Annotated in this window: 22 protein-coding genes and 1 pseudogene; 11 read left to right on the top strand and 12 right to left on the bottom strand. The window is 37.6% G+C overall.

The window, feature by feature from the left end; genetic code table 11:
* Positions 1 to 21: 21 nt before the first annotated feature.
* A complete protein-coding gene (locus tag ABDJ41_RS08325) occupies positions 22 to 726 on the top strand; it encodes a DUF4397 domain-containing protein (protein ID WP_349785464.1) in 705 nt (234 codons plus the stop codon).
* 92 nt (positions 727 to 818) lie between these two features.
* Complete coding sequence (locus tag ABDJ41_RS08320) at positions 819 to 1,520, top strand: DedA family protein (RefSeq protein WP_349785463.1); 702 nt, start codon at positions 819 to 821, stop codon at positions 1,518 to 1,520.
* Here ABDJ41_RS08320 and ABDJ41_RS08315 read toward each other — a convergent pair.
* Both ABDJ41_RS08315 and hscA read right to left on the bottom strand, forming a co-directional pair.
* A complete protein-coding gene (locus ABDJ41_RS08315; RefSeq protein ID WP_349785462.1) occupies positions 1,517 to 2,380 on the bottom strand; it encodes a zinc dependent phospholipase C family protein in 864 nt (287 codons plus the stop codon). The two genes, ABDJ41_RS08320 and ABDJ41_RS08315, sit on opposite strands and share 4 nt — an antisense overlap.
* A gap of 39 nt (positions 2,381 to 2,419) precedes the next feature.
* Positions 2,420 to 4,276 carry a Fe-S protein assembly chaperone HscA gene (hscA, locus tag ABDJ41_RS08310; protein WP_349785461.1) on the bottom strand — a complete coding sequence of 619 codons (1,857 nt, stop codon included), beginning with the start codon at positions 4,274 to 4,276 and terminating at the stop codon, positions 2,420 to 2,422.
* A 115-nt stretch (positions 4,277 to 4,391) separates the two neighbouring features.
* On the opposite strand from hscA, the gene ABDJ41_RS08305 reads away from it, so the two are divergent.
* Both ABDJ41_RS08305 and ABDJ41_RS08300 read left to right on the top strand, forming a co-directional pair.
* Complete coding sequence (locus tag ABDJ41_RS08305; RefSeq protein WP_349785460.1) at positions 4,392 to 5,072, top strand: ferritin-like domain-containing protein; 681 nt, start codon at positions 4,392 to 4,394, stop codon at positions 5,070 to 5,072.
* A 12-nt stretch (positions 5,073 to 5,084) separates the two neighbouring features.
* A complete protein-coding gene (locus ABDJ41_RS08300; RefSeq protein WP_349785459.1) occupies positions 5,085 to 5,924 on the top strand; it encodes a ferritin-like domain-containing protein in 840 nt (279 codons plus the stop codon).
* 76 nt (positions 5,925 to 6,000) lie between these two features.
* Here ABDJ41_RS08300 and ABDJ41_RS08295 read toward each other — a convergent pair whose 3' ends face one another.
* Both ABDJ41_RS08295 and ABDJ41_RS08290 read right to left on the bottom strand, forming a co-directional pair.
* Positions 6,001 to 6,831: an anti-sigma factor gene (locus ABDJ41_RS08295; RefSeq protein WP_349785458.1), complete on the bottom strand. Its 831-nt coding sequence runs from the start codon at positions 6,829 to 6,831 to the stop codon at positions 6,001 to 6,003.
* 1 nt (position 6,832) lies between these two features.
* Positions 6,833 to 7,384, bottom strand: coding sequence for an RNA polymerase sigma factor (locus ABDJ41_RS08290; RefSeq protein ID WP_349785457.1), 552 nt, complete (start codon positions 7,382 to 7,384; stop codon positions 6,833 to 6,835).
* A 164-nt stretch (positions 7,385 to 7,548) separates the two neighbouring features.
* Here ABDJ41_RS08290 and ABDJ41_RS08285 point away from each other — a divergent pair, with 164 nt between their 5' ends.
* Positions 7,549 to 7,824 (top strand): RpnC/YadD family protein, encoded by a 276-nt coding sequence (locus ABDJ41_RS08285; RefSeq protein WP_349785455.1) that lies wholly within the window; start codon positions 7,549 to 7,551, stop codon positions 7,822 to 7,824.
* Positions 7,825 to 7,836: 12 nt separating this feature from the next.
* Here the strand turns inward: ABDJ41_RS08285 and ABDJ41_RS08280 are convergent, their stop codons facing one another.
* Genes ABDJ41_RS08280 through ABDJ41_RS08270 form a run of 3 tightly spaced genes read right to left on the bottom strand, consistent with a single transcriptional unit; the run spans position 7,837 to position 11,193 of the window.
* The gene (locus tag ABDJ41_RS08280) at positions 7,837 to 8,913 is read right to left on the bottom strand and encodes a DUF3810 domain-containing protein (protein ID WP_349785453.1); all 1,077 of its coding nucleotides are present in this window, start codon (positions 8,911 to 8,913) and stop codon (positions 7,837 to 7,839) included.
* A complete protein-coding gene (locus tag ABDJ41_RS08275) occupies positions 8,913 to 10,247 on the bottom strand; it encodes a dihydroorotase (RefSeq protein ID WP_349785452.1) in 1,335 nt (444 codons plus the stop codon). Before ABDJ41_RS08275 ends, ABDJ41_RS08280 begins: the two co-directional genes overlap by 1 nt.
* 58 nt (positions 10,248 to 10,305) lie before the next feature.
* On the bottom strand, positions 10,306 to 11,193 hold the full coding sequence (locus ABDJ41_RS08270) for an ORF6N domain-containing protein (protein ID WP_349785451.1): 888 nt from the start codon (positions 11,191 to 11,193) through the stop codon (positions 10,306 to 10,308).
* 80 nt (positions 11,194 to 11,273) lie between these two features.
* Here ABDJ41_RS08270 and ABDJ41_RS08265 point away from each other — a divergent pair, with 80 nt between their 5' ends.
* On the top strand, positions 11,274 to 12,596 hold the full coding sequence (locus ABDJ41_RS08265; RefSeq protein ID WP_349785450.1) for a DEAD/DEAH box helicase: 1,323 nt from the start codon (positions 11,274 to 11,276) through the stop codon (positions 12,594 to 12,596).
* A 10-nt stretch (positions 12,597 to 12,606) separates the two neighbouring features.
* Here the strand turns inward: ABDJ41_RS08265 and ABDJ41_RS08260 are convergent, their stop codons facing one another.
* Positions 12,607 to 12,861 carry a hypothetical protein gene (locus ABDJ41_RS08260; protein WP_349785449.1) on the bottom strand — a complete coding sequence of 85 codons (255 nt, stop codon included), beginning with the start codon at positions 12,859 to 12,861 and terminating at the stop codon, positions 12,607 to 12,609.
* A gap of 33 nt (positions 12,862 to 12,894) precedes the next feature.
* Between ABDJ41_RS08260 and gldC the strand changes: the two genes are divergently transcribed.
* Together gldC and ABDJ41_RS08250 are read left to right on the top strand one after the other, a co-directional pair.
* Complete coding sequence (gene gldC / locus ABDJ41_RS08255; protein ID WP_316817375.1) at positions 12,895 to 13,230, top strand: gliding motility protein GldC; 336 nt, start codon at positions 12,895 to 12,897, stop codon at positions 13,228 to 13,230.
* 5 nt (positions 13,231 to 13,235) lie between these two features.
* Positions 13,236 to 13,646, top strand: a complete 411-nt coding sequence (locus tag ABDJ41_RS08250; RefSeq protein WP_349785448.1) for a hypothetical protein — start codon at positions 13,236 to 13,238, stop codon at positions 13,644 to 13,646.
* Positions 13,647 to 13,666: 20 nt separating this feature from the next.
* Here ABDJ41_RS08250 and ABDJ41_RS08245 read toward each other — a convergent pair whose 3' ends face one another.
* Positions 13,667 to 14,182 (bottom strand): DUF421 domain-containing protein, encoded by a 516-nt coding sequence (locus ABDJ41_RS08245; RefSeq protein ID WP_349785447.1) that lies wholly within the window; start codon positions 14,180 to 14,182, stop codon positions 13,667 to 13,669.
* A gap of 162 nt (positions 14,183 to 14,344) precedes the next feature.
* Between ABDJ41_RS08245 and ABDJ41_RS08240 the strand changes: the two genes are divergently transcribed.
* Complete coding sequence (locus tag ABDJ41_RS08240; protein ID WP_349785446.1) at positions 14,345 to 15,706, top strand: polysaccharide lyase 6 family protein; 1,362 nt, start codon at positions 14,345 to 14,347, stop codon at positions 15,704 to 15,706.
* A 111-nt stretch (positions 15,707 to 15,817) separates the two neighbouring features.
* Here the strand turns inward: ABDJ41_RS08240 and ABDJ41_RS08235 are convergent, their stop codons facing one another.
* From ABDJ41_RS08235 to dinD, 3 genes and pseudogenes are all read right to left on the bottom strand, one after another.
* Complete coding sequence (locus ABDJ41_RS08235) at positions 15,818 to 16,171, bottom strand: Fic family protein (protein WP_349785933.1); 354 nt, start codon at positions 16,169 to 16,171, stop codon at positions 15,818 to 15,820.
* Positions 16,163 to 16,258, bottom strand: a pseudogene (locus ABDJ41_RS08230) (ATP-binding protein); the annotation flags it as partial. The pseudogene ABDJ41_RS08230 and the gene ABDJ41_RS08235, both read right to left, overlap by 9 nt.
* Before the next feature lie 82 nt (positions 16,259 to 16,340).
* On the bottom strand, positions 16,341 to 17,198 hold the full coding sequence (gene dinD / locus ABDJ41_RS08225) for a DNA damage-inducible protein D (RefSeq protein WP_349785445.1): 858 nt from the start codon (positions 17,196 to 17,198) through the stop codon (positions 16,341 to 16,343).
* A 262-nt stretch (positions 17,199 to 17,460) separates the two neighbouring features.
* Between dinD and ABDJ41_RS08220 the strand changes: the two genes are divergently transcribed.
* Complete coding sequence (locus ABDJ41_RS08220) at positions 17,461 to 18,120, top strand: heme exporter protein CcmB (RefSeq protein ID WP_349785444.1); 660 nt, start codon at positions 17,461 to 17,463, stop codon at positions 18,118 to 18,120.
* Between the two features lie 21 nt (positions 18,121 to 18,141).
* A complete protein-coding gene (locus ABDJ41_RS08215) occupies positions 18,142 to 18,450 on the top strand; it encodes a hypothetical protein (protein ID WP_349785443.1) in 309 nt (102 codons plus the stop codon).
* The last annotated feature ends 14 nt before the right edge of the window (positions 18,451 to 18,464 follow it).

Below are 18,464 nucleotides of genomic sequence, written 5' to 3'. Positions count from 1 at the left end.
ACGATTCTAAAATTAAAAGATATGAAACCATCATTTTTATTATCATCGAAAGCCGGAAAAGTTTTCATGGTAGTTTGTCTAAGCATAATCGTATTAGTTGCTTCATGTGGTAAAAAGTATGACCCGGTACCTGAGCCGGTAGGTGATGCGAAAGTACGCTATGTAAATACTGTGCTAAATTCAGATCCTCAGGATTTTTATGTTAATGGAGCCAAAAAAGGTATTGAAGCTGTAGCTTATGGGGAAGTTTCTGATTATTTAACAATCACTTCAGGGAGTAATGCATTTAGTTTTTATAATACTGGAACTACGACTGTAAATACAACTACACAGGCTTATAATTTCCCTATTGGCATTAGCGGAACCGTATTTTACGTTCAATCACAAAGTGGACCAAAAGGAGCTTTTGCAATAGGTGATGATATGTCGGCACCAGCAGCTGGTAAAGCTAAAGTTAGATTTATTAATGTAAATAGTTTTGCAGGATCCAATCCAATTTCAGTTTCTGTAGTTGGTGAAACAGGTGTGCTGATCCCGTCATTAATGTATATTGATTTGGAGAGATTGGCTTACTTTAGCGTTGAGCCAGCAGCAAAGTTTAAAATCACCATGAATAGTACAACTATAGAGTTTGACCCTGGAATTGTTGCTGGTAAAAACTATACCATTTGGATTGATGGCTCGTCTGCTACTACGTTGACTGCACATGCAATTCTTCAGAATTAGAGATAACTATATCATTATTATGACATTTCTATTTATAAAAATATCATGGTTTATGCCATGATATTTTTATTTTTGGGCTTAATTTATAAGATTTGGAATTTTTCAGTTTTTTAGTAGACTTCCTCCTGCACATTGACAAGCACCTGGAAGAAATTATCAGAGATTACAGCACCTGGACTTATGCTATCCTTTTTTTAATCATTTTTGCTGAAACAGGCTTTGTGGTAACACCATTCTTGCCAGGGGATTCCTTGCTCTTTGCAATGGGTGCATTGATTGCTGGCGGAAATACTGGTTTAAGTATTTGGGTAATGATGATCTTACTCATCGTCGCTGCAATTTTAGGAAATTCCCTGAATTACAAGCTCGGCAGCTTTTTTGGTGTGAAGGTATTTAAGCCTGAGAATAAGATTCTCAAGTTAGAATATTACAATCAATCACATGAGTTTTTTGAAAAACATGGTGGTAAAGCTATCATTTTCAGTAGGTTCTTACCTATATTCCGAACAATTGCTCCTTTTGTGGCTGGTGTAGCAAAAATGCCTTTCGGAAGGTTTACTTTCTTCAATGTTGTTGGTGGAGTAGCCTGGATTGCTGGTTTATTATTGGCAGGTTTTTTACTGGGACAAATTCCGGTGGTTAAAAAGAACTTCGATGTTGTGATTATAGTGATTGCAGTGGTTACTTTCTTCCCGGCCTTATTCGCAGCTTTGAAATCTAAATTTAAGAAGAAACCAGTAGTTGAGGTGCTTGATGAAGCACTTAGTACAGAAGAAGAGAATAAAGCTAGCTAATATTTTAATATTGGCTGTCCGGCATCAATCCAGGCAGTATACCAATATGATCCGATACTTAATATGGCTGAGCGCATTTGTCGCTCAACCATATTTTCCATTCTATCGTGATATGCTTTTGAATAGGCAAAGGAGTATTGCCTCAATAGTTGATTGTTTCTTTTAGAATAGCTATACTTTTTGCGGGCCGGAAATTCTTTACTTAACCTGGCTTCAAAATTTAATACCGTATCTACCATGGTATGTGTATTCTTAACAATCTTCCATGCTTCGGCTAGTGGGTTTTCTATATAACGTGCAGGGCCAACAACATAGTTGTATTGTTTTGCAAATAGTTCAGGTAAGCGGCTTTCCCAAAAAGCATGTATCCCCAATTGGTTTGTGAGTTGACCATTATGGTTTTGTGTGGTATGCAGGGGGACATGAGCATCCGCGATATAATGACCTAAATAAGCAGAATAGATTAATATTCTTAAGGAGTCTTTGTCTTTGAAAGCGTTGACAAGCTTGTAATAGCTTTTTTGAATTTGCCAGGGTAAAATACCATTCTTGTTTAGCTTAGTCCATCCATAGCGTTTTAAAGCATCCTCCCATTTATAAGGGATGCTATCTATATGTTTTTCATATAACTCTACGTCAAGAAAATGTCTTGCTGCTTCAGCCGTATCGGCGTATCTCCTTTTATCGGGGTCTACGGCATGATCTGAAATGTAGGTGATGTTATTCTTGTAAAAAGAATTAATGCCGGCAGGGAGCGTAAAAACAGCCAGGCGATTGATACGCATATGTGCATAAAATCCCCAGGAGCTGCAGGTAATAAGGACTACCATTAGAGTTACAGTAACGAATAGATTTTTCATTACTGTAAGTCTATATCAATTGGGCTATTGCCTGGTAATTTATTCTATACTTTTTCCCTTCATAGCAGCAGAAACTGCTACATCCATTACCCTTTCGGCAAATGGGCGGGTGAATTCATTTAGCTCATCAGCTTTTTTAAGTATTTCATCCTTTTGAGGATTTGCCAGTGCTACTTTTAAAGCTTCAATATGTGTTTTGGTATCAGCTATTTCAGCTTCTGTGAGGTATGTCGCATGTTTTTCAATAAAGCGTTCTGCAGTGTATACCAGTTGTTCACCCTCACTTCTTGCTTCAATCAGCATGCGTTGTTCAACATCACTTTTAGCATGAGTAATACTGTCTACCAGCATTTTTTCAACAGTATCATCAGTTAAGCCATAACTAGGTTTAATATCAATTTCCTGTTTAACACCTGAGCGTAATTCTACTGCTTGTACTGTAAGAATACCATCGGCATTCAGGATAAAGTTAATGTCGACTTTTGGTAGGCCTGCCGGCATTGCCGGAATTCCTTTCAGATCAAATTCTGCAAGTTTTCTGTTTTCCTGTACCAAATCACGTTCTCCCTGGAAAACTGTGATTTTCATGTTTACCTGCCCATCAACCGAAGTTGTGTATTGTCGGCCAGCCTTAGTAGGTACTTTTGAATTTCTTGGGATAATCACATCCATTAATCCCCCCATCGTTTCGATACCCAAAGAAAGTGGTGTTACGTCAAGCAGAAGAATATCAGAACGGTTTCCGGCAAGAATATCTGCCTGAATTGCTGCACCAAGGGCAACTACTTCATCAGGATTGATCTGGTCATGAGGCTGAATGCCAAAGAATTCAGCTACCTGTGATTTTACATAAGGTGTCCTGGTTGATCCCCCAACCAATACTACTTCATCAATCTCAGCCACAGTTAATTTTGCATCACTCAGTGCTTGTTTGCAAGAGTTAATGGTTTCCTGAACTTTTGGAGCGATAAGTTGTTCAAATGTTTGTTTATCTAATGTACACCAGATATCACCCATTTGTTCATTAAACAGGTTCTGCGTACTTAAAGCTTGTTTCGCAGTTTCTGCTTTCAATCGTAATTCCTGCATTAAAGATGGGTCAGCAGTAAGCTTTTCCACATCTAATTTATTTTTCTCTATCCAGTAATGAACAATGGCACGGTCAAAATCGTCACCTCCCAAAAATGTATTACCATTTGTTGCCAATACTTCAAATATGCCATTTTGAATAGAAAGGATAGAAACATCAAATGTTCCACCGCCAAGATCGTATACTGCAATTGTTTTTTGTTGAGTAGGATCAAGACCGATTCCATAAGCCAGACTGGCGGCTGTTGGTTCGTTAACGATTCTTAAAACATCCAATCCAGCTAAACGGCCGGCATCTCTTGTAGCCTGGCGCTGACTGTCGTTAAAGTAAGCAGGAACAGTAATCACCGCCCTGTTTACAGGTGTCTTTAATGCATGTTCTGCACGTGCTTTTAATTCTTTTAAAATCTCTGCTGATAACTCAATGGGAGTATAGAACTTATCGCCCGCTTTTATTTTAATCAGAGAATCATTCTCATCATCAATGATTTTATAAGAAAAAGTATCCTGGTGACCAGCTACATCTTTATATGAACGGCCCAGTAAACGCTTTACTGAGAATATAGTATTTTCAGGATCGGTGGTTAAAAACTCTTTAGCTTCAGTACCTACAATAGAATCACCTTGTTTGTTGAAATGAACTACAGAAGGAACCAAAAGGCCTTTCCCAGTATCATTAATCACAATAGGTTTTTTATCGGGATTGATAAATGCCACTAAACTATTTGTGGTACCTAAATCAATTCCAACGATGATTTCTTCTTTTTGCAGGGAACCTGTTGCCAGGTTAATGGAGATCTTTGCCATAGTCTGGCAAATTTAGGAATGTTTCGTGTCTTTTTTGTTGGAATGTTGCAATGTTTGAAAACCGGATGCACTTTTCTTTCGTAAGTCTCCATATAAAACTTTAGAACCAAAGACTATGGAAAATTTACAAGAAAAAAGTATGCTGACTGCACCATTGCAGCGTCGTTCTTTCCTTCAGTTTGCAGGAGCAGGAGCTGCAGCTATGGCTTTAGTTGCAGTGGGCTGCAAAAAAGACAGAAACAATGGCCCGATGGCTTCGGGAGTTACATTAGATTTTAAGGATGATTTTGGCGTATTAAATTACGCGTATGCTTTAGAACAACTTGAAGCAGCATTTTACATTCAGGTGGCTTCTAAACCGCCTACAACATTCAGTCCAGCCGAAAAAACATATTTTCAGGATATTCAATTTCATGAAATCGCACACAGAGAGTTCTTTAAAAAAGCATTGAACACTGCTGCAATTGGCAGTCTGGAAGTGGATTTCTCCACAATAAATTTTAATGACCGTACTAGTGTTTTAAACGCAGCCAAGGCTTTTGAAGATTTAGGTGTTGCTGCATATAATGGTGCCGGGGCTCGTATTAAAACAGATGCTTATCTGGTAGCCGCTGGTAAAATTGTATCTGTTGAAGCCCGCCACGCAGCTTATGTTCGCGATTTAATTTCGAACGGCAGTTTTGCGAATGCGGAAGTGGTCAATGCTCAGGGCCTGGATATGGCTTTATCGCCTGATAAAGTTTTGGCTGTTGCCGGAAAATACATCAAGACCAAAATTAATGTCATTAACCTTTAAATCTTAGAAATCATGAATATTGTAAATATATTAGAAGAGATAGAAAAAGTAGACTGTGAGATCTATGAGAGATTAAACCCAAGAAGAGCAGCAATGAAAGATTTTTTTAATTTTGGGAAAAAGGTTGCTTTATCTGCCGCACCACTGGCATTAGGTTCCATGTTTACAAAAGCATACGGACAAACCACACCAAGTGGAGTAATCGATGTGTTGAACTTTGCTTTGACCCTCGAATATCTGGAATATCATTTTTATAACCATTCTTTACTTGCAGCTCCTGGTCTAATTCCGGCTGGAGCTGCAACTACCGCAATTACGACAATCCGTGATCATGAAAAAGCACACGTAGATTTACTGAAAGGTGCAATTACTGCCAGTGGTGGGACGCCGGTTTCTTTTACTTATGATCAGTTCGACTTTACAGCAAAGAACACCTTTCCAACAGTATATACAAATTATGATACTTTCCTTGCGGTAGCACAAGCATTTGAAGATACAGGAGTAAGGGCATATAAAGGTCAGGCGACTGCATTAAAAGGGATGTCTGTTTTAACTACAGCCTTGCAAATTCATTCGGTAGAAGCCCGTCACGCTGCACACATACGGTCTATGAGAGCTGCCCGCGGAGCGACTATCAAGCCATGGATTAGTCTTGGTTCTGGGGGTGTTGCCAATGATACTGGTATTGCTGCAGTAGATGCGGTTTATGCAGGTGAAAATCTCGATGCACAGGCGGGCATAACCATTACAGGGATCGCAAACGGTGTAACTAAAGCGGCAGCTGTAGAGAGCTTTGACGAGCCTTTATTAAAAGCAGATGTATTAAACATAGCTAGTTTATTTATCAAATAAAAAGCATAGTTAGGTAAATAGTAATGACCCCGTAGGTTTCTAATCACCTGCGGGGTTTTATATTTTATAAGGAAATTTAAATTGAAACGTTGCCCGCTACAATGAGCTGAGTCATGGTTGGTGTTGGACTTCCGCCACGTTTTTCCAGGGTAACAGCAAAAGTTTGCGCATCTGCAATAGCTTTCATGTTTATCAGAATTTGTGAACTGTCAGCTTTCACATCAAACACTCCTAAATCTACAGGCTTTCCATTTACAAGAGCCCAAAGCTGATATTGATGATCAGCATCATTTAGTGGGAGTTGCATTTTCGATTGATCTACAATTACATTTTGCTTAGAAGTATCCCAATAAACTACCATTTTAGCATTGGGATCCATTTTTGTTCCAGCAAGCTGTACAATTTTCCAGGCTGGATTGGCCACCATATCTGCAATCTTTTGCAAATCAGCATTTGATTGCTTAATATAATTTACTGTAGTAGTATATTGTTCTTTTTCAGTGCTTAGTAATGCAATTTGATCTTTAGCATTGCCTAATTCATTGTGTGTATTATACAGCGCAACGCCACTAACAACAAGTAAAGAAGCACATGCAGCAAGCGCAATACGTAAGGTTTTTATTTTCGATTCGTAAGGCGCATTATTAAATGGAATAATAGGGGCGACATCCTGCACAGAAGGTTTACTAATCTCCGCTAATATTTTACTTTCAATATTGGGATTAGGAGCTACTGCATTTTTTTGTGCATACTGTTCCATAGCAATTTCAATAGCTTCAATCTCCTGTTTTATTTCAGGGTGTTTTGCTGCCATATCTTCTACTTCCGCTTGTTCTATTGCATTTAACTGCCCTAGAACGTAAAGCTCAAGTATGCCGGATTCAATATATGTTTTTAGTTCTTCCAATTTAATTAAAATACTTTCTAAGCTCTAAAATTGCCATTCTGAGGCGTGTTTTCACGGTACCCAAAGGTAAGTTCAATTCTTCAGCAGTTTCTACATGTGTATAGCCTTTAAAATATACCATATCTAATACATTATTGTATTCAGGTTTTAGTGTATCAACTATGTCTTTCAATCCCAGTAAATCTGCATTAAAGGTAATTTCTTTTTGTGCATCAATGAAATCTACGTTATTATCGATGTCTTGGTTTTTTTCTGAATTTCTAAAATCTTTAGAACGCACTTTGTCGATAGCCAGGTTACGTGCAATATTCATCATCCAGGTAAACAAACGCCCTTTACTACTATCATAGCTGTCAGCAGCGTTCCATATTTTAATGAAAGTTTCTTGTAGAATATCTTCGGCGACTTCTGTGTGGGGTACTAGCCTGGAGATTACTCCAAACAACGCTGCCGAATACATATCGTACAATGCGCGTATAGCAATAGTATCCCGACTTTTCAGTTTACTAATGAGTTCTTCTTCAGAAAGGGATACTTTATTTACTGTGCTCAATTGACCCGTAATATAGAGATTATAACATAATCTACGAAATATTTGTTTTGTTTTCAATGAGTTAATTGTAGGATAGGGTGATTATAGAATGAACTATAATAAGCAGCCCAGGTTTTGCCGAATTGATCAAAAGGAAGTTGGATAAAAGGAAACGGGATAAAATTATGGCATTTCTTACTTACTACGTAAGTTTTGAGAAGCCGGAAATGATGATTAAGTTTGAAGAAGAAGTTGAACAATTAAAAGGAAATAAAGAACCTATGGGCGTTATAGAGATATTAATGGAAAGACGGGAGAAACAGGGAATTGAGAAAGGAATTGAAAAAGGAATTTATCAAAGAAGTTTGGAAATTGCCCGTGAAATGAAGAAGGACAAATTTCCTGTTGATAAAATTTCAAAATTCACTAAACTATCTATAGAAGAAATAGAGAAGCTATAGCCAGTAATTCCTTTAAGGAATATCGAGCTCTGCCTTATGGATATTATACAACCACAATACAATATCCTGATAACTATCAGTGCCTTTAGATTGGTTGTTTAATTTTAAAAACCGATCAAAAGCCACATCCATATAAGCAAACATATTGCTGTTGTAAATTTTCCAGAAATTTCTGTCAACTTTTAAGTCATTTATGGTAACCGGGTTTATAGTATTGTAAAGCTTTTCATAATCCTCCGGCGATTTCATTTTAATTTCAAAGATGATGTTTTTAAATACTTCGTATGTCGCTGAGTATTGGAAAAGAGGATCGCTGCTATTGCTACCCACCAGGTAACCAACCAAGTTGGCTTCATCTTCTCTGGCAATACCCAACTGATGCGCTATTTCATGGCAAGTTATAAAAGGTAATGATGTTCCTGGTAAGCGCATGTTAACATTTGCCTCGCCGGAAAGCGGACTGTAATATCCCTCAATACCAATTTTAGTGATTATCCAGCTGTTTAGTACTGGTTTAACTGAAGGGCTTTTATAAGTAAAGAATGCATTTTTCTGCTGCATCCCATCATAAGCAACTTTGGCTTTTTGACGGAGTTCCTGAATGCTATAATTTACCCTTTTAACGTGTTGAAATTGGTTTAGACGATTAATGAAGTATTGTCCAAGGGAAACCAATTGTGCAGTAGTATATTTTTCATCGCTAATATGAAGTTGTTTCGCTATTGGTAACCGCGAATAATTTAGTCCCCACAATAGTTTAAATGTCAAATACAGTATCAAAAAGAAATTAATAACCTGTAAGGGTATATTGATACGATCTGTTCTTTTTAACCTCTTTTTAACTACCTTTTTATAAAATAAATACAGACTTCTAAGTACAAATAGGATGAGCAATAAATACAGGAAATCACCCAGAGCAAATGGAACGATACTGCTGATAAACCGCTGTAAAACAGAAGTGAATCTGTATAATCCCTGCGCATAATATTGCTCTACCCAATTGCTGTTGAAGCCAATAGCATATACCAATGCCGATAAGACGAAAAGCAAAATGAACTGCTTTAGCTTAGGCAGGTATGCGGTATTCATTAGGGGTTAAATGAAAGCCTTTGTCCGGTTTCTTGCGTTGTGAAACGTCCTTTTTGATAAGCCAGGTTTCCAGAAACAAAAGTATGGGTAACTTCAGCCTGGAAAGTTTGTCCTTCAAAGGGCGACCACCCACATTTGTACAATACGTTAGTCCGTGTTACTTTAAAAGGATCATTTAGGTTTACAAGTACAAGATCTGCCCAATAACCTTCTCTGATAAAACCTCTCCTGTCGATGTTAAAGCAAGTAGCCACGTTATGAGCTGTCTTTTCAGCGATCTGTATTAAAGATATTTTGTTCTGGTGATACATTTCAAACAAAGCAGGTAAAGCATGTTGTACCAATGGGCCACCAGAAGGTGCTTGTAGATAAGGTTGTTCCTTTTCTTCAATAGTATGCGGCGCATGGTCCGTTGCAATGATGTCTATATAACCATCCAATAAACCCTTTAAAATGCCATCTTTATCTGATGCTGTTTTTACTGCCGGGTTCCATTTGATCCAGTTGCCTTTTGTAGCATAATCCCGGTCGTCAAACCAAAGGTGATGAACACAAGCTTCAGCAGTTATTTTTTTATCTGCAAGCGGTGTTTTATTGTCGAACAATGCTACTTCCCTTGCTGTTGAAATGTGCAGGATATGTAGTCTTGTATCATATTTCTTAGCCAGTTCCACAGCTAATGAAGAAGATTTATAACAAGCCTCTGCACTGCGGATTAATGGATGCATGTCTATGGTGATGTTATCGCCATATTTTGCTTTATACTCAGCCATATTCTGTTGTATGGTCTGTTCATCTTCGCAATGTGTAGCCACAAGCATTGGGGCCTCTCTAAAGATGTTTTCCAATACTTTTTCATTATCAACCAGCATATTTCCGGTCGAAGAGCCCATGAATACCTTAATACCACAAACGTTTTTAGGATCTGTTTTCAATACCTCATCCAGGTTGTTATTGGAAGCTCCCATGAAAAAGGAGTAATTTGCCAATGACATTTCTGATGCAATGGCATACTTGTCTGCCAGTAGTTCTTGAGTTAAAGTATTGGGTACAGTGTTTGGCATTTCCATGAAAGAGGTGATCCCTCCGGCAACGGCTGCCATACTTTCTGTAAAAATATCTGCTTTATGTGTTAATCCAGGCTCTCTGAAGTGCACCTGATCATCAATCATCCCCGGAAAAAGATGTAAGCCTTCCGCATTGATTTCCTGATCGGCAGGAGCATCAATATGAGGTGCTATTTTTTCAATTAATCCATTTTTAATGAGCAGGTCGGCAACTATAATTTGCCCCTCGTTCACTATTGAAGCAGCTTTTATCAGAATGGTATTCATATTGCCAAAACTACAAAAAACTCTTATTATATATTACAGTTGTAGTAAAGCGAAGAATTTATTTCAATCTGTTGATTATATCTGATGCATTTAATTCCATTTTTGAGAAAGCAAACCATTTATTGCCCAGGTCTTTTAATGATGCACCGAAATGATAAACTAAGGTGTTATCCAAGATTAAAAACCTGTCGTGTGCTTTATTAAATTGTTTTGCTGTAACAGGAGCATATTGCTTGTTGTATTTTATTAAATCCAGCTTGAACTGATTACTGATTTCCTTTGTATAGATATGTAATGGTATACCTTTTTTTCTTTTAATAAATAGGTTTAGAACTGTTTCATCAACATAGTTGTCGATTAATATAATGGAGCTTTTAGCCTGTTTAATTAAATCGGAAACGAAGATATAAGCATCAAATATTTGTCCGTCATAAAATATACCTTGTTTAGGAGCAAGTTGTTTATTTTGAAGTGCATCGAAGATTTGGGCAAATTTTTGATCTGTTTCATGTCTGAAGATTATCTGGTTACGCTCAACATGATCTAATCGAGTGAAAACTTCAGCGTTTTCTCTTATAAATTTCCGCATATTAACAAATGCATCTATGATTTGTATACTCATACTTATAGCTACTTTACTACGAAGAAGTGCGGAAAGCATTGCGACTCCTGATTCTGTAAACGCAAAAGGTAAAGTAGAAGCGTGTTTTAATGTACTGAACCGGTCGCAATTTGCGACCAGTTCTATTTTTTCGACCTCAGTTAGTTTGAAACAATATTGATCTGGAAATCTATCAGTGTTCCTTTTTACCTGCTCGTTAAGCCTTTTTGTTTCTACACCATATAACTCCGCCAAATCTCTATCTAACATTACTTGTTTTCCGCGGATAGTAAAGATTTTATTTTGGATGGATTCATGGTTAACTAACGTCATTAATTCACTCATATCAATTGCTTTAATGTAAACCTATACAGATCCAATCATAAATAAAAAATGACTAAATAAATTTTGTCTATTTTTGCACAATGGCGAAAAGCTTCGAAGAATTTAATTTAAACAGGCAAATCTTAAACGCCGTGGCGGATGCAGGATTTACTACTGCAACCCCGATACAGGAAAAAGCAATTGCACCCGTTTTGTCGGGACAAGATATTTTTGGAATTGCACAAACAGGCACAGGTAAAACTGCGGCCTACGTTTTACCAATTTTAATGCAACTGAAATATGCTCAGGGCGATTCAGCCCGTGCATTGATTTTGGCACCAACAAGAGAACTGGCCATGCAGATAGCAGAACATGTAAAAATGTTCTCTACCTATACAGATCTACGTTCAGTAGTAGTATATGGAGGTATAGGCCCTAAAACTCAGATTGAACAAATAAAAGCAGGTGTAGATATTATCATTGCTACACCAGGTAGGTTCCTTGATATTTATCTGGCAGGACATATCAATACCCAATATTTAAAGTTTTTAGTGCTGGATGAAGCCGATAAAATGATGGATATGGGCTTCATTGGTTCTATTCACAGAATTTTAGAAATTGTACCGCGCAAAAGACAAAACCTGCTTTTCTCGGCAACGATGAGTAACCTTGTGCAAAAGATAGCGGGAGATTTCCTTAAAAATCCAACTGTTATTGAAGTTGCAGAACAAGCTACACCAGCATCAACTGTGACACAGGCCTTGTATGAAGTTCCAAACTTTAAAACCAAGATCAATTTATTGCAGCACCTATTGAAAAACGATGAGGAGTTTAAACGACTTATCATTTTCTGTAAGACTAAAACTGTTGCAGATAATATACACAGCTTTATTGTACGTCGTTTTGGTGAAGAAGCAGTAAGGGTAATCCACGCCAATAAGGGTCAGAATACACGAATTAATTCCATTAATGCCTTTAAAGAAGGTAATATCAGAGTTTTAGTGGCAACGGATGTTGCTTCAAGAGGTATTGACGTTTCTGAGGTGAGTCATGTAATTAACTTTGATGTACCTATTGTTATAGAAGATTATGTGCACAGGATTGGAAGAACAGGAAGAGCTTATTCTAAAGGAGATGCATTGACTTTCTGTAATCCTGCAGAAACATATTACATTAAGAAGATAGAGAAACTCATCAGACAACAAATTCCTGTTGTACCTTTGCCGCCAGAAGTTTTTGTGGAAGAAACTCAATACGAGGAGAAACAAGCCATTGCCCGTGCAATAGATGATCAGAAACGTAGGGAAGATCCTGATTTTAAAGGAGCGTTCCATGAGAAAAAGCATGCGGCCGCCATAGCAGCTGCAGCTAGAAACAAAACCAATAAACAACCGGCCTGGAAAAAGAAGAAGTTTAAAAAGTAGTTTTTAAAAGCTAAACGGAATTGAAAGTAAAGTTAACCCCGCTAAATATTGTTTCGGCATTATCTCTGGTAGTTGCTGCATTGGTACTATTGGAAAAAAAACCGTCAGGATATAACAGCCATGTTAATGTAACAGGACTGTTAGCAGGCTTTTGTTTGTTAACAGCAGTGATCGCTTTTATCTCCGACCTTATTTTCAGAAGATTCGTTCCGAGCCTTAAAAAGCTTTGGATAATCGAAGGCGTGTTAATCGTTTTTATCGTCATTTTAATATTTATAATAAAATCTAGTGTAGTATAATGAAAGAAGCAGAAATCAAAATCACAGTTCAACTGGATGATAATAATGTGCCCGAAAATATAATGTGGGAATCGACAGATGCGGAAACCAAAGAGCAAGTGCCTGTTAAATCAATGATGTTGGCCCTTTGGGACCACAATTACAAAAATTCAATGCGTATAGATCTGTGGACTAAAGACATGCCTGTTGATGAAATGAAAAGGTTCTTCTACGAAACTTTACAGACTATGGGCGATAGCTTCTTAAAGGCTACAGGTGAAAACCTGATTGTTGAAGATTTGCGTGATTACTGTGCGCATTTCGCAGATAAAATGGGGATCAATACACAAGGATAATCAGCATGAGAACGCAAGGAATTGTTGGTGCAGTATTGATGGCTATTGGAGGAATGTGTCCACTGGTTCGTGTACCAATTATGGGAAACTGGAATTATTTTGATCTTGACCAAACGCTGGCCATTACTTTTTATGTAATGGTTGTTGTCGGTTTAATCGGAGCATTTACCGGAAAAGCAGGCATGATAAAATTTGCCGGATGGGCAGCGCTTGTACTTGTGGCAGTTACGCTTGCGGGGGTATATTTTAAAGCACATGATTCGTTCGGTTTCCTTCACTTTAAAAAGGCCGTAAACTTTGCTGCCGGCTTGGTAAAATACAAATGGGGATGGTATGTAATTGCTGCCGGAGCCTTTTTACTGATTACGGTTAGAAAACCAAAACCGGTTGTTGTAGTACAGGAACCAGTTATATAATATTTATGATCATTGAGCGATCAGTTCAGGTCGCTTAATGATTTATGTTTGCGCTTCCGCTTATACTGACTATGTTTCAGGTTCTCATCCCCACTAATGATGCTGATATTTCCATCAGCTTCCATAATAGCCAGCTTTACATCTTTATACTTTTCTATCCCATGCTCTCTGATGGCCTGCTGAAGTTCTTCATTGGTGATGCCCAGTTTGCTTAACATAGTGAAATCAAGATTTCCATTGTGGATAAGGATTTCCGGCTTTTCAGAAATTAGGTTTCTGAATTTTGCACTTTTAAACATCAGCTTCTTTAACAGATAATTAAGTAAGAATAATACTGCAGCTGCAACCAATCCACCTGCTAAACTGGTGTTACTCCCCACCATCGCATTCTGCACAGCATTACTAATCAATAAAATTAAAACTACATCAGTTGTGTTTAACTGAGAAAGCTCCTTTTTGCCAGTTAAGCGAATGGCTATCAGCATAAAAGCGTAAACTGCCAGGCTCCGTAAGATAATGTCCAGGTATTCGTTCATGATAATAAATATAACACATATTTCTGCTGTTATTACATATAAAAAGGGGTATTTAGTTTACTTTAAATAAGTAAAGAAGACCTAACTTACATCAGCTTTTGTAACCTTATTCCAATTATGAATTTCAATAGAACCCGAAAAAGAAAGATAATGTTTAGATGTATGTCTTTACTGCTTTTATTACTAACAGGCTCATTAACCACTTCTGCTGCAACAATTACTGTAGCTTCTTTGGCCGAGTTACAAAAAGCAATAGAAAAGGCTGTTGCGGGTGATGTGATTTTGCTTAAAAGCGGTGTTTATGTCAGTACTGAAGATATTATCGTTAAACGTGCAGGTACTAAAGAAAAGCCGATTACTATTGCAGCTCAAACGATAGGGGAGACAGAAATCTCAGGAACTGGCGGTATCGGAATTAAAAGCCCTGGTGCTTATATCATTATAAGAGGTTTTAAGTTTAGCAACTCGGCAGGTAAGAATGATCTGGCTGGGGGAACAGCTTTTTGTCGGTGGACCAGGAACATTTTCGAGTGTCCGGGTGAAGGCAATTACCTAACTATTAACGGAGCTGATCATCAGGTGGATTACAATACTTTTCAGAACAAAAATTCAATGGGTAAGTTTATTGGAGTTCGGGGAACAGGAAAACAGATTGCTGAGCGGTTATGGATTCATCACAATTACTTTTATAACTTTTCTCCGCAGACAGGGAATGGGGCAGAGGCAGTGCAGTTTGGTTTAAGTGGCTTTAGCCTTTCTTCCAGCAATAGCATTTTTGAACATAATTTGTTTGAAAAATGTGATGGAGAAGCGGAATTGTTGTCTGTTAAATCTTCTGCGGTAACTGTTAGGTACAATACTGTGCGCGATTGCAAGGCACATATCACCTTAAGACATGGTAACTTCAATAAGGTGTATGGTAACTATTTCAGCAACACACCGGGTTTAAGAATTTTTGGAGACGATCATCTTATATACAGCAACTATTTCGAAAACTGCAACCCGGCAATTAATATCGGAAATGGTGGCGCAGAAGTGGCAGATGGAGCACCGTTGACTTCCCATGATCGGCCAGATAGGGTGTTGATTGCTTTTAATACATTGGTTAACAATAAAAAGAACATTGTTCTTAATCCGAGGAAACCAGTAGAATTAGGGGCTACTGATATTACCATTATCAACAATGTGATTCAAGGTGGAGAAGAAGCCGCTTTGATCAATGGCCCTTTTCTTAATCCTAAATGGGAGGGGAATATTATTTACCAAACAAAAGGAGCGGGTAATATGCCTGAAGGAAGTTATAAAACGTTCGATCCTAAAATGGTTAAAAATGCGACCGGAACTTTTCATCTTGAAAAGGCAATAGCAGGTTTAAATGCCACAGGTGCATATCCAATGATTACAGTAGATATGGATGGACAAAGTCGCAAGCAGCCATTACAAGTTGGCGCAGATCAGATTTCCAAAGATCCTGTTATTGCCAGGATTTTGACACCAGAGTTAGTTGGATATAAAGCGAAATAAAGTTCGATTAGCATTTGATCCAATGATAACCATTTCGTTGAAGTCAACGAAATGGTTATCTATCTGCTGCCCTATATTTTTACAGGCAACTTTAGCCTTTTTGTGGCGGGATTAAGAATTAAGTAATTCTTGCTGATATTTTCTACCCAAAGGGGTTAGTTTGTATTTTTGAAATCTGCTGTTTGTTTTGTCAGGGAGGGTCATTTCGATTAATCCTAATGTTAAAGCAACCTGTAAATAGGTATAAAGGAATGTTTGACGATGCTTTATACCTAATCTATTCATTAGCTCTTTGCTAGATTCTGCTTCTTGCCCAAAGCAGATCAATAGACTAATGACTTGTTCGGTGACTTGTTCGGTAACTTGTTCGGTGACTTGTTCGGTGGTGGGGGCAGCAGAAGGAAAAGTAATTCTTAAAAAGTTCTCCGAAAATTTGAAACAATTTTTACCATATGACCTTAAAATCCGTGGTATACCCGAACCCATATGTTCTACCAAATCCAAGTCCTTAAATACCCGCATTAACTCTTTATTCCTAGGCATGGAGAAGCCTTCAAAAAACTCGTTATTGCCAGGATTTTAACCCCAGAGTTAGTTGGATATAAAGCAAAGTGACTTGGTCGGTCTTAGTCGGTCACTTAGTCGGTTTCGGGTGTTGCTGAGGGTAAATTGTATCTGTGCTGGGATTAAGTTTCTTTATACTTTCTTCCACAGGTAAGTTTTCGGGCATAGTACCACCAATGTCCTTGATCGTTTGACGTACCTTAGTCCCAACATCAAAATGTGTTTTATTCGCCTTTGATTTTTCTCTGACCTGATCCCGTTTCAATTTGTCTTCAGTCTGGGTAGCGCGAAACAGATTTGCCGCCAACTCTGTGCTGCCCATATGATCTAAAATATTTTCACTTTTCTTTAAACCTTTATTGGTGTGGATTGCCTTAGCATCGAAACCACCATATAAACCTTTATATCCATGGTTTTGAAAGATGGCATAGTCTCTTGAACTAATTACGCCAGCATCCTTTGCTGCGTCTGCAAGGTTTAGATTATGTCGTTTAAGTTCCTTACGTAGGAAAATTCGTTTTTCATCCTCAGTACTTAATTGACTATATTCTTCCATTTTCCTTATTTCTTGCAATCTGGTTTGCACAGCGAAATAAGTTTGACCAAGAGCCACCACCTCTTTTGATGGGTCTGCATTCTGGACAATTAAATAGCATGCGTATCGGGAAAGTTTAATACTTGGATATTCTTTTTTTGCACCATTTCCAAGTAGGATCACCTCGTTGATCTCAACGAGGTGATCCTCTGTTGCCTGCCCACTATTTTTACAGGCAACTTTAGCCTTTTCTACTACGACAAGGAAATTTCTGAAATCAGTATATTCCAGTGCTTTAGAGAGTTTTCTTGCTCCCCAAAATTCATTTCCATTTTCGTCTATTTCTTTAATCTGTTCAAAAATAGGTAGGGAAGAGGATTGATGGTTTTTCATATTTTGCTTATTGTTTGTTAATCAAACTTAATTATAAAATAACTAATAGTGTTTGTAATATCTCTATTTTTAATAATTTAATCTTTTGTGTAATTTTTTAGGAATTTGAACTAATATTTGGTATCCTTTCCATTTTTATAAAAGGAACAAGTAACCAATATCAATTATGACCCATTTAGCAGGGCTGAAAATTGTTGTTATTACCAGGATTTTAACCCCTGAATTGGTTGGATATAAAGCGAAATAGTATCTTTGCCGCTACATGAATTTAAGTAGCCAGGTAAAACACTTAGTTAAAAAGGAATTGCTGCTGGAGTGGCGCTCAAAATATGCCTTAAACGGCGTATTGTTGTATGTGGTTTCTACAGTGTTTGTATGTTTCTTATCTTTTGTAAGTATTGACATCATTACCTGGAATGCGTTGTTTTGGATCATTATGCTTTTCGCATCAATAAACGCAGTTTCTAAAAGCTTTTTACAGGAAAGCAAAGGCAGACAACTTTACATATATACCATTGCAAGTCCTATAGCATTAATCATTAGTAAAACGATTTATAACGTACTGTTGATGACCTTGCTTACGGTTATTGCACTGAGTTTTCATATGATGGTATTCGGTCGTGTGCCTCAGGATTTACTGATGTACTTTATCGCGACAATTTTAGGAAGCCTTAGTTTTTCAACCATATTTACTATGATTTCTGCAATTGCATCCAAGGCAGGAAATGGTGGTATGCTGATGGCTATTCTTGGCTTTCCGATTATAATTCCTGTATTGGTTGTATTGATCAAGCTCACAAAAAATGCTATTGATGGACTAGACAGAAGTGTAAGCTGGGATGAGGTTGGGATATTGCTGGTCATCAACGTGCTGGTTATGGCAGTGTCTTTATTGCTATTTCCGTATTTGTGGCGGGATTAAGTGTTCTACAGCATAAAAAAATTGCTCGGTCTTTTACTATGTTCATTTGTCGCTAATCTGAGCACACATGCACAATCGCGATTTCCTACTTTAGAAGTAAACGAGACTTTTAAAGTTACTGTCGATGAAACGGAAAAAGGCATTGTTGCAAAGCTGAATGAGCCTAAATCTTCATCTTATAGGGAACTCGAAATCACCACTTTTGAAGGAAAGGAGTGGCTAAAAATAAAATATAAAATGTCTGCTGTTTTTATGGATATTGAATCTCATCAAAAACCATTAGTATCGAACACGCAGGAGCTGAAATTCCCTTTGAAAAATTTGCAATAAACCAAAAACAAAAA

It is taken from the genome of Pedobacter sp. ASV1-7 (assembly GCF_040203335.1).
GTDB lineage: Bacteria > Bacteroidota > Bacteroidia > Sphingobacteriales > Sphingobacteriaceae > Pedobacter.
Note: the sequence above shows the minus strand (reverse complement) of the source record. Positions and strands in the feature narration are given on the sequence as shown.

Coding starts and splice junctions, on each gene's coding strand:
- ABDJ41_RS08325 (WP_349785464.1), top strand. CDS start 22: ATGAAACCATCATTTTTATTATCATCGAAAGCCGGAAAAGTTTTCATG.
- ABDJ41_RS08315 (WP_349785462.1), bottom strand. CDS start 2,380: ATGAAAAATCTATTCGTTACTGTAACTCTAATGGTAGTCCTTATTACC.
- hscA (WP_349785461.1), bottom strand. CDS start 4,276: ATGGCAAAGATCTCCATTAACCTGGCAACAGGTTCCCTGCAAAAAGAA.
- ABDJ41_RS08305 (WP_349785460.1), top strand. CDS start 4,392: ATGGAAAATTTACAAGAAAAAAGTATGCTGACTGCACCATTGCAGCGT.
- ABDJ41_RS08300 (WP_349785459.1), top strand. CDS start 5,085: ATGAATATTGTAAATATATTAGAAGAGATAGAAAAAGTAGACTGTGAG.
- ABDJ41_RS08285 (WP_349785455.1), top strand. CDS start 7,549: ATGGCATTTCTTACTTACTACGTAAGTTTTGAGAAGCCGGAAATGATG.
- ABDJ41_RS08280 (WP_349785453.1), bottom strand. CDS start 8,913: ATGAATACCGCATACCTGCCTAAGCTAAAGCAGTTCATTTTGCTTTTC.
- ABDJ41_RS08275 (WP_349785452.1), bottom strand. CDS start 10,247: ATGAATACCATTCTGATAAAAGCTGCTTCAATAGTGAACGAGGGGCAA.
- ABDJ41_RS08270 (WP_349785451.1), bottom strand. CDS start 11,193: ATGAGTGAATTAATGACGTTAGTTAACCATGAATCCATCCAAAATAAA.
- ABDJ41_RS08265 (WP_349785450.1), top strand. CDS start 11,274: ATGGCGAAAAGCTTCGAAGAATTTAATTTAAACAGGCAAATCTTAAAC.
- ABDJ41_RS08260 (WP_349785449.1), bottom strand. CDS start 12,861: ATGACGATAAAAACGATTAACACGCCTTCGATTATCCAAAGCTTTTTA.
- gldC (WP_316817375.1), top strand. CDS start 12,895: ATGAAAGAAGCAGAAATCAAAATCACAGTTCAACTGGATGATAATAAT.
- ABDJ41_RS08250 (WP_349785448.1), top strand. CDS start 13,236: ATGAGAACGCAAGGAATTGTTGGTGCAGTATTGATGGCTATTGGAGGA.
- ABDJ41_RS08245 (WP_349785447.1), bottom strand. CDS start 14,182: ATGAACGAATACCTGGACATTATCTTACGGAGCCTGGCAGTTTACGCT.
- ABDJ41_RS08240 (WP_349785446.1), top strand. CDS start 14,345: ATGTCTTTACTGCTTTTATTACTAACAGGCTCATTAACCACTTCTGCT.
- dinD (WP_349785445.1), bottom strand. CDS start 17,198: ATGAAAAACCATCAATCCTCTTCCCTACCTATTTTTGAACAGATTAAA.
- ABDJ41_RS08220 (WP_349785444.1), top strand. CDS start 17,461: ATGAATTTAAGTAGCCAGGTAAAACACTTAGTTAAAAAGGAATTGCTG.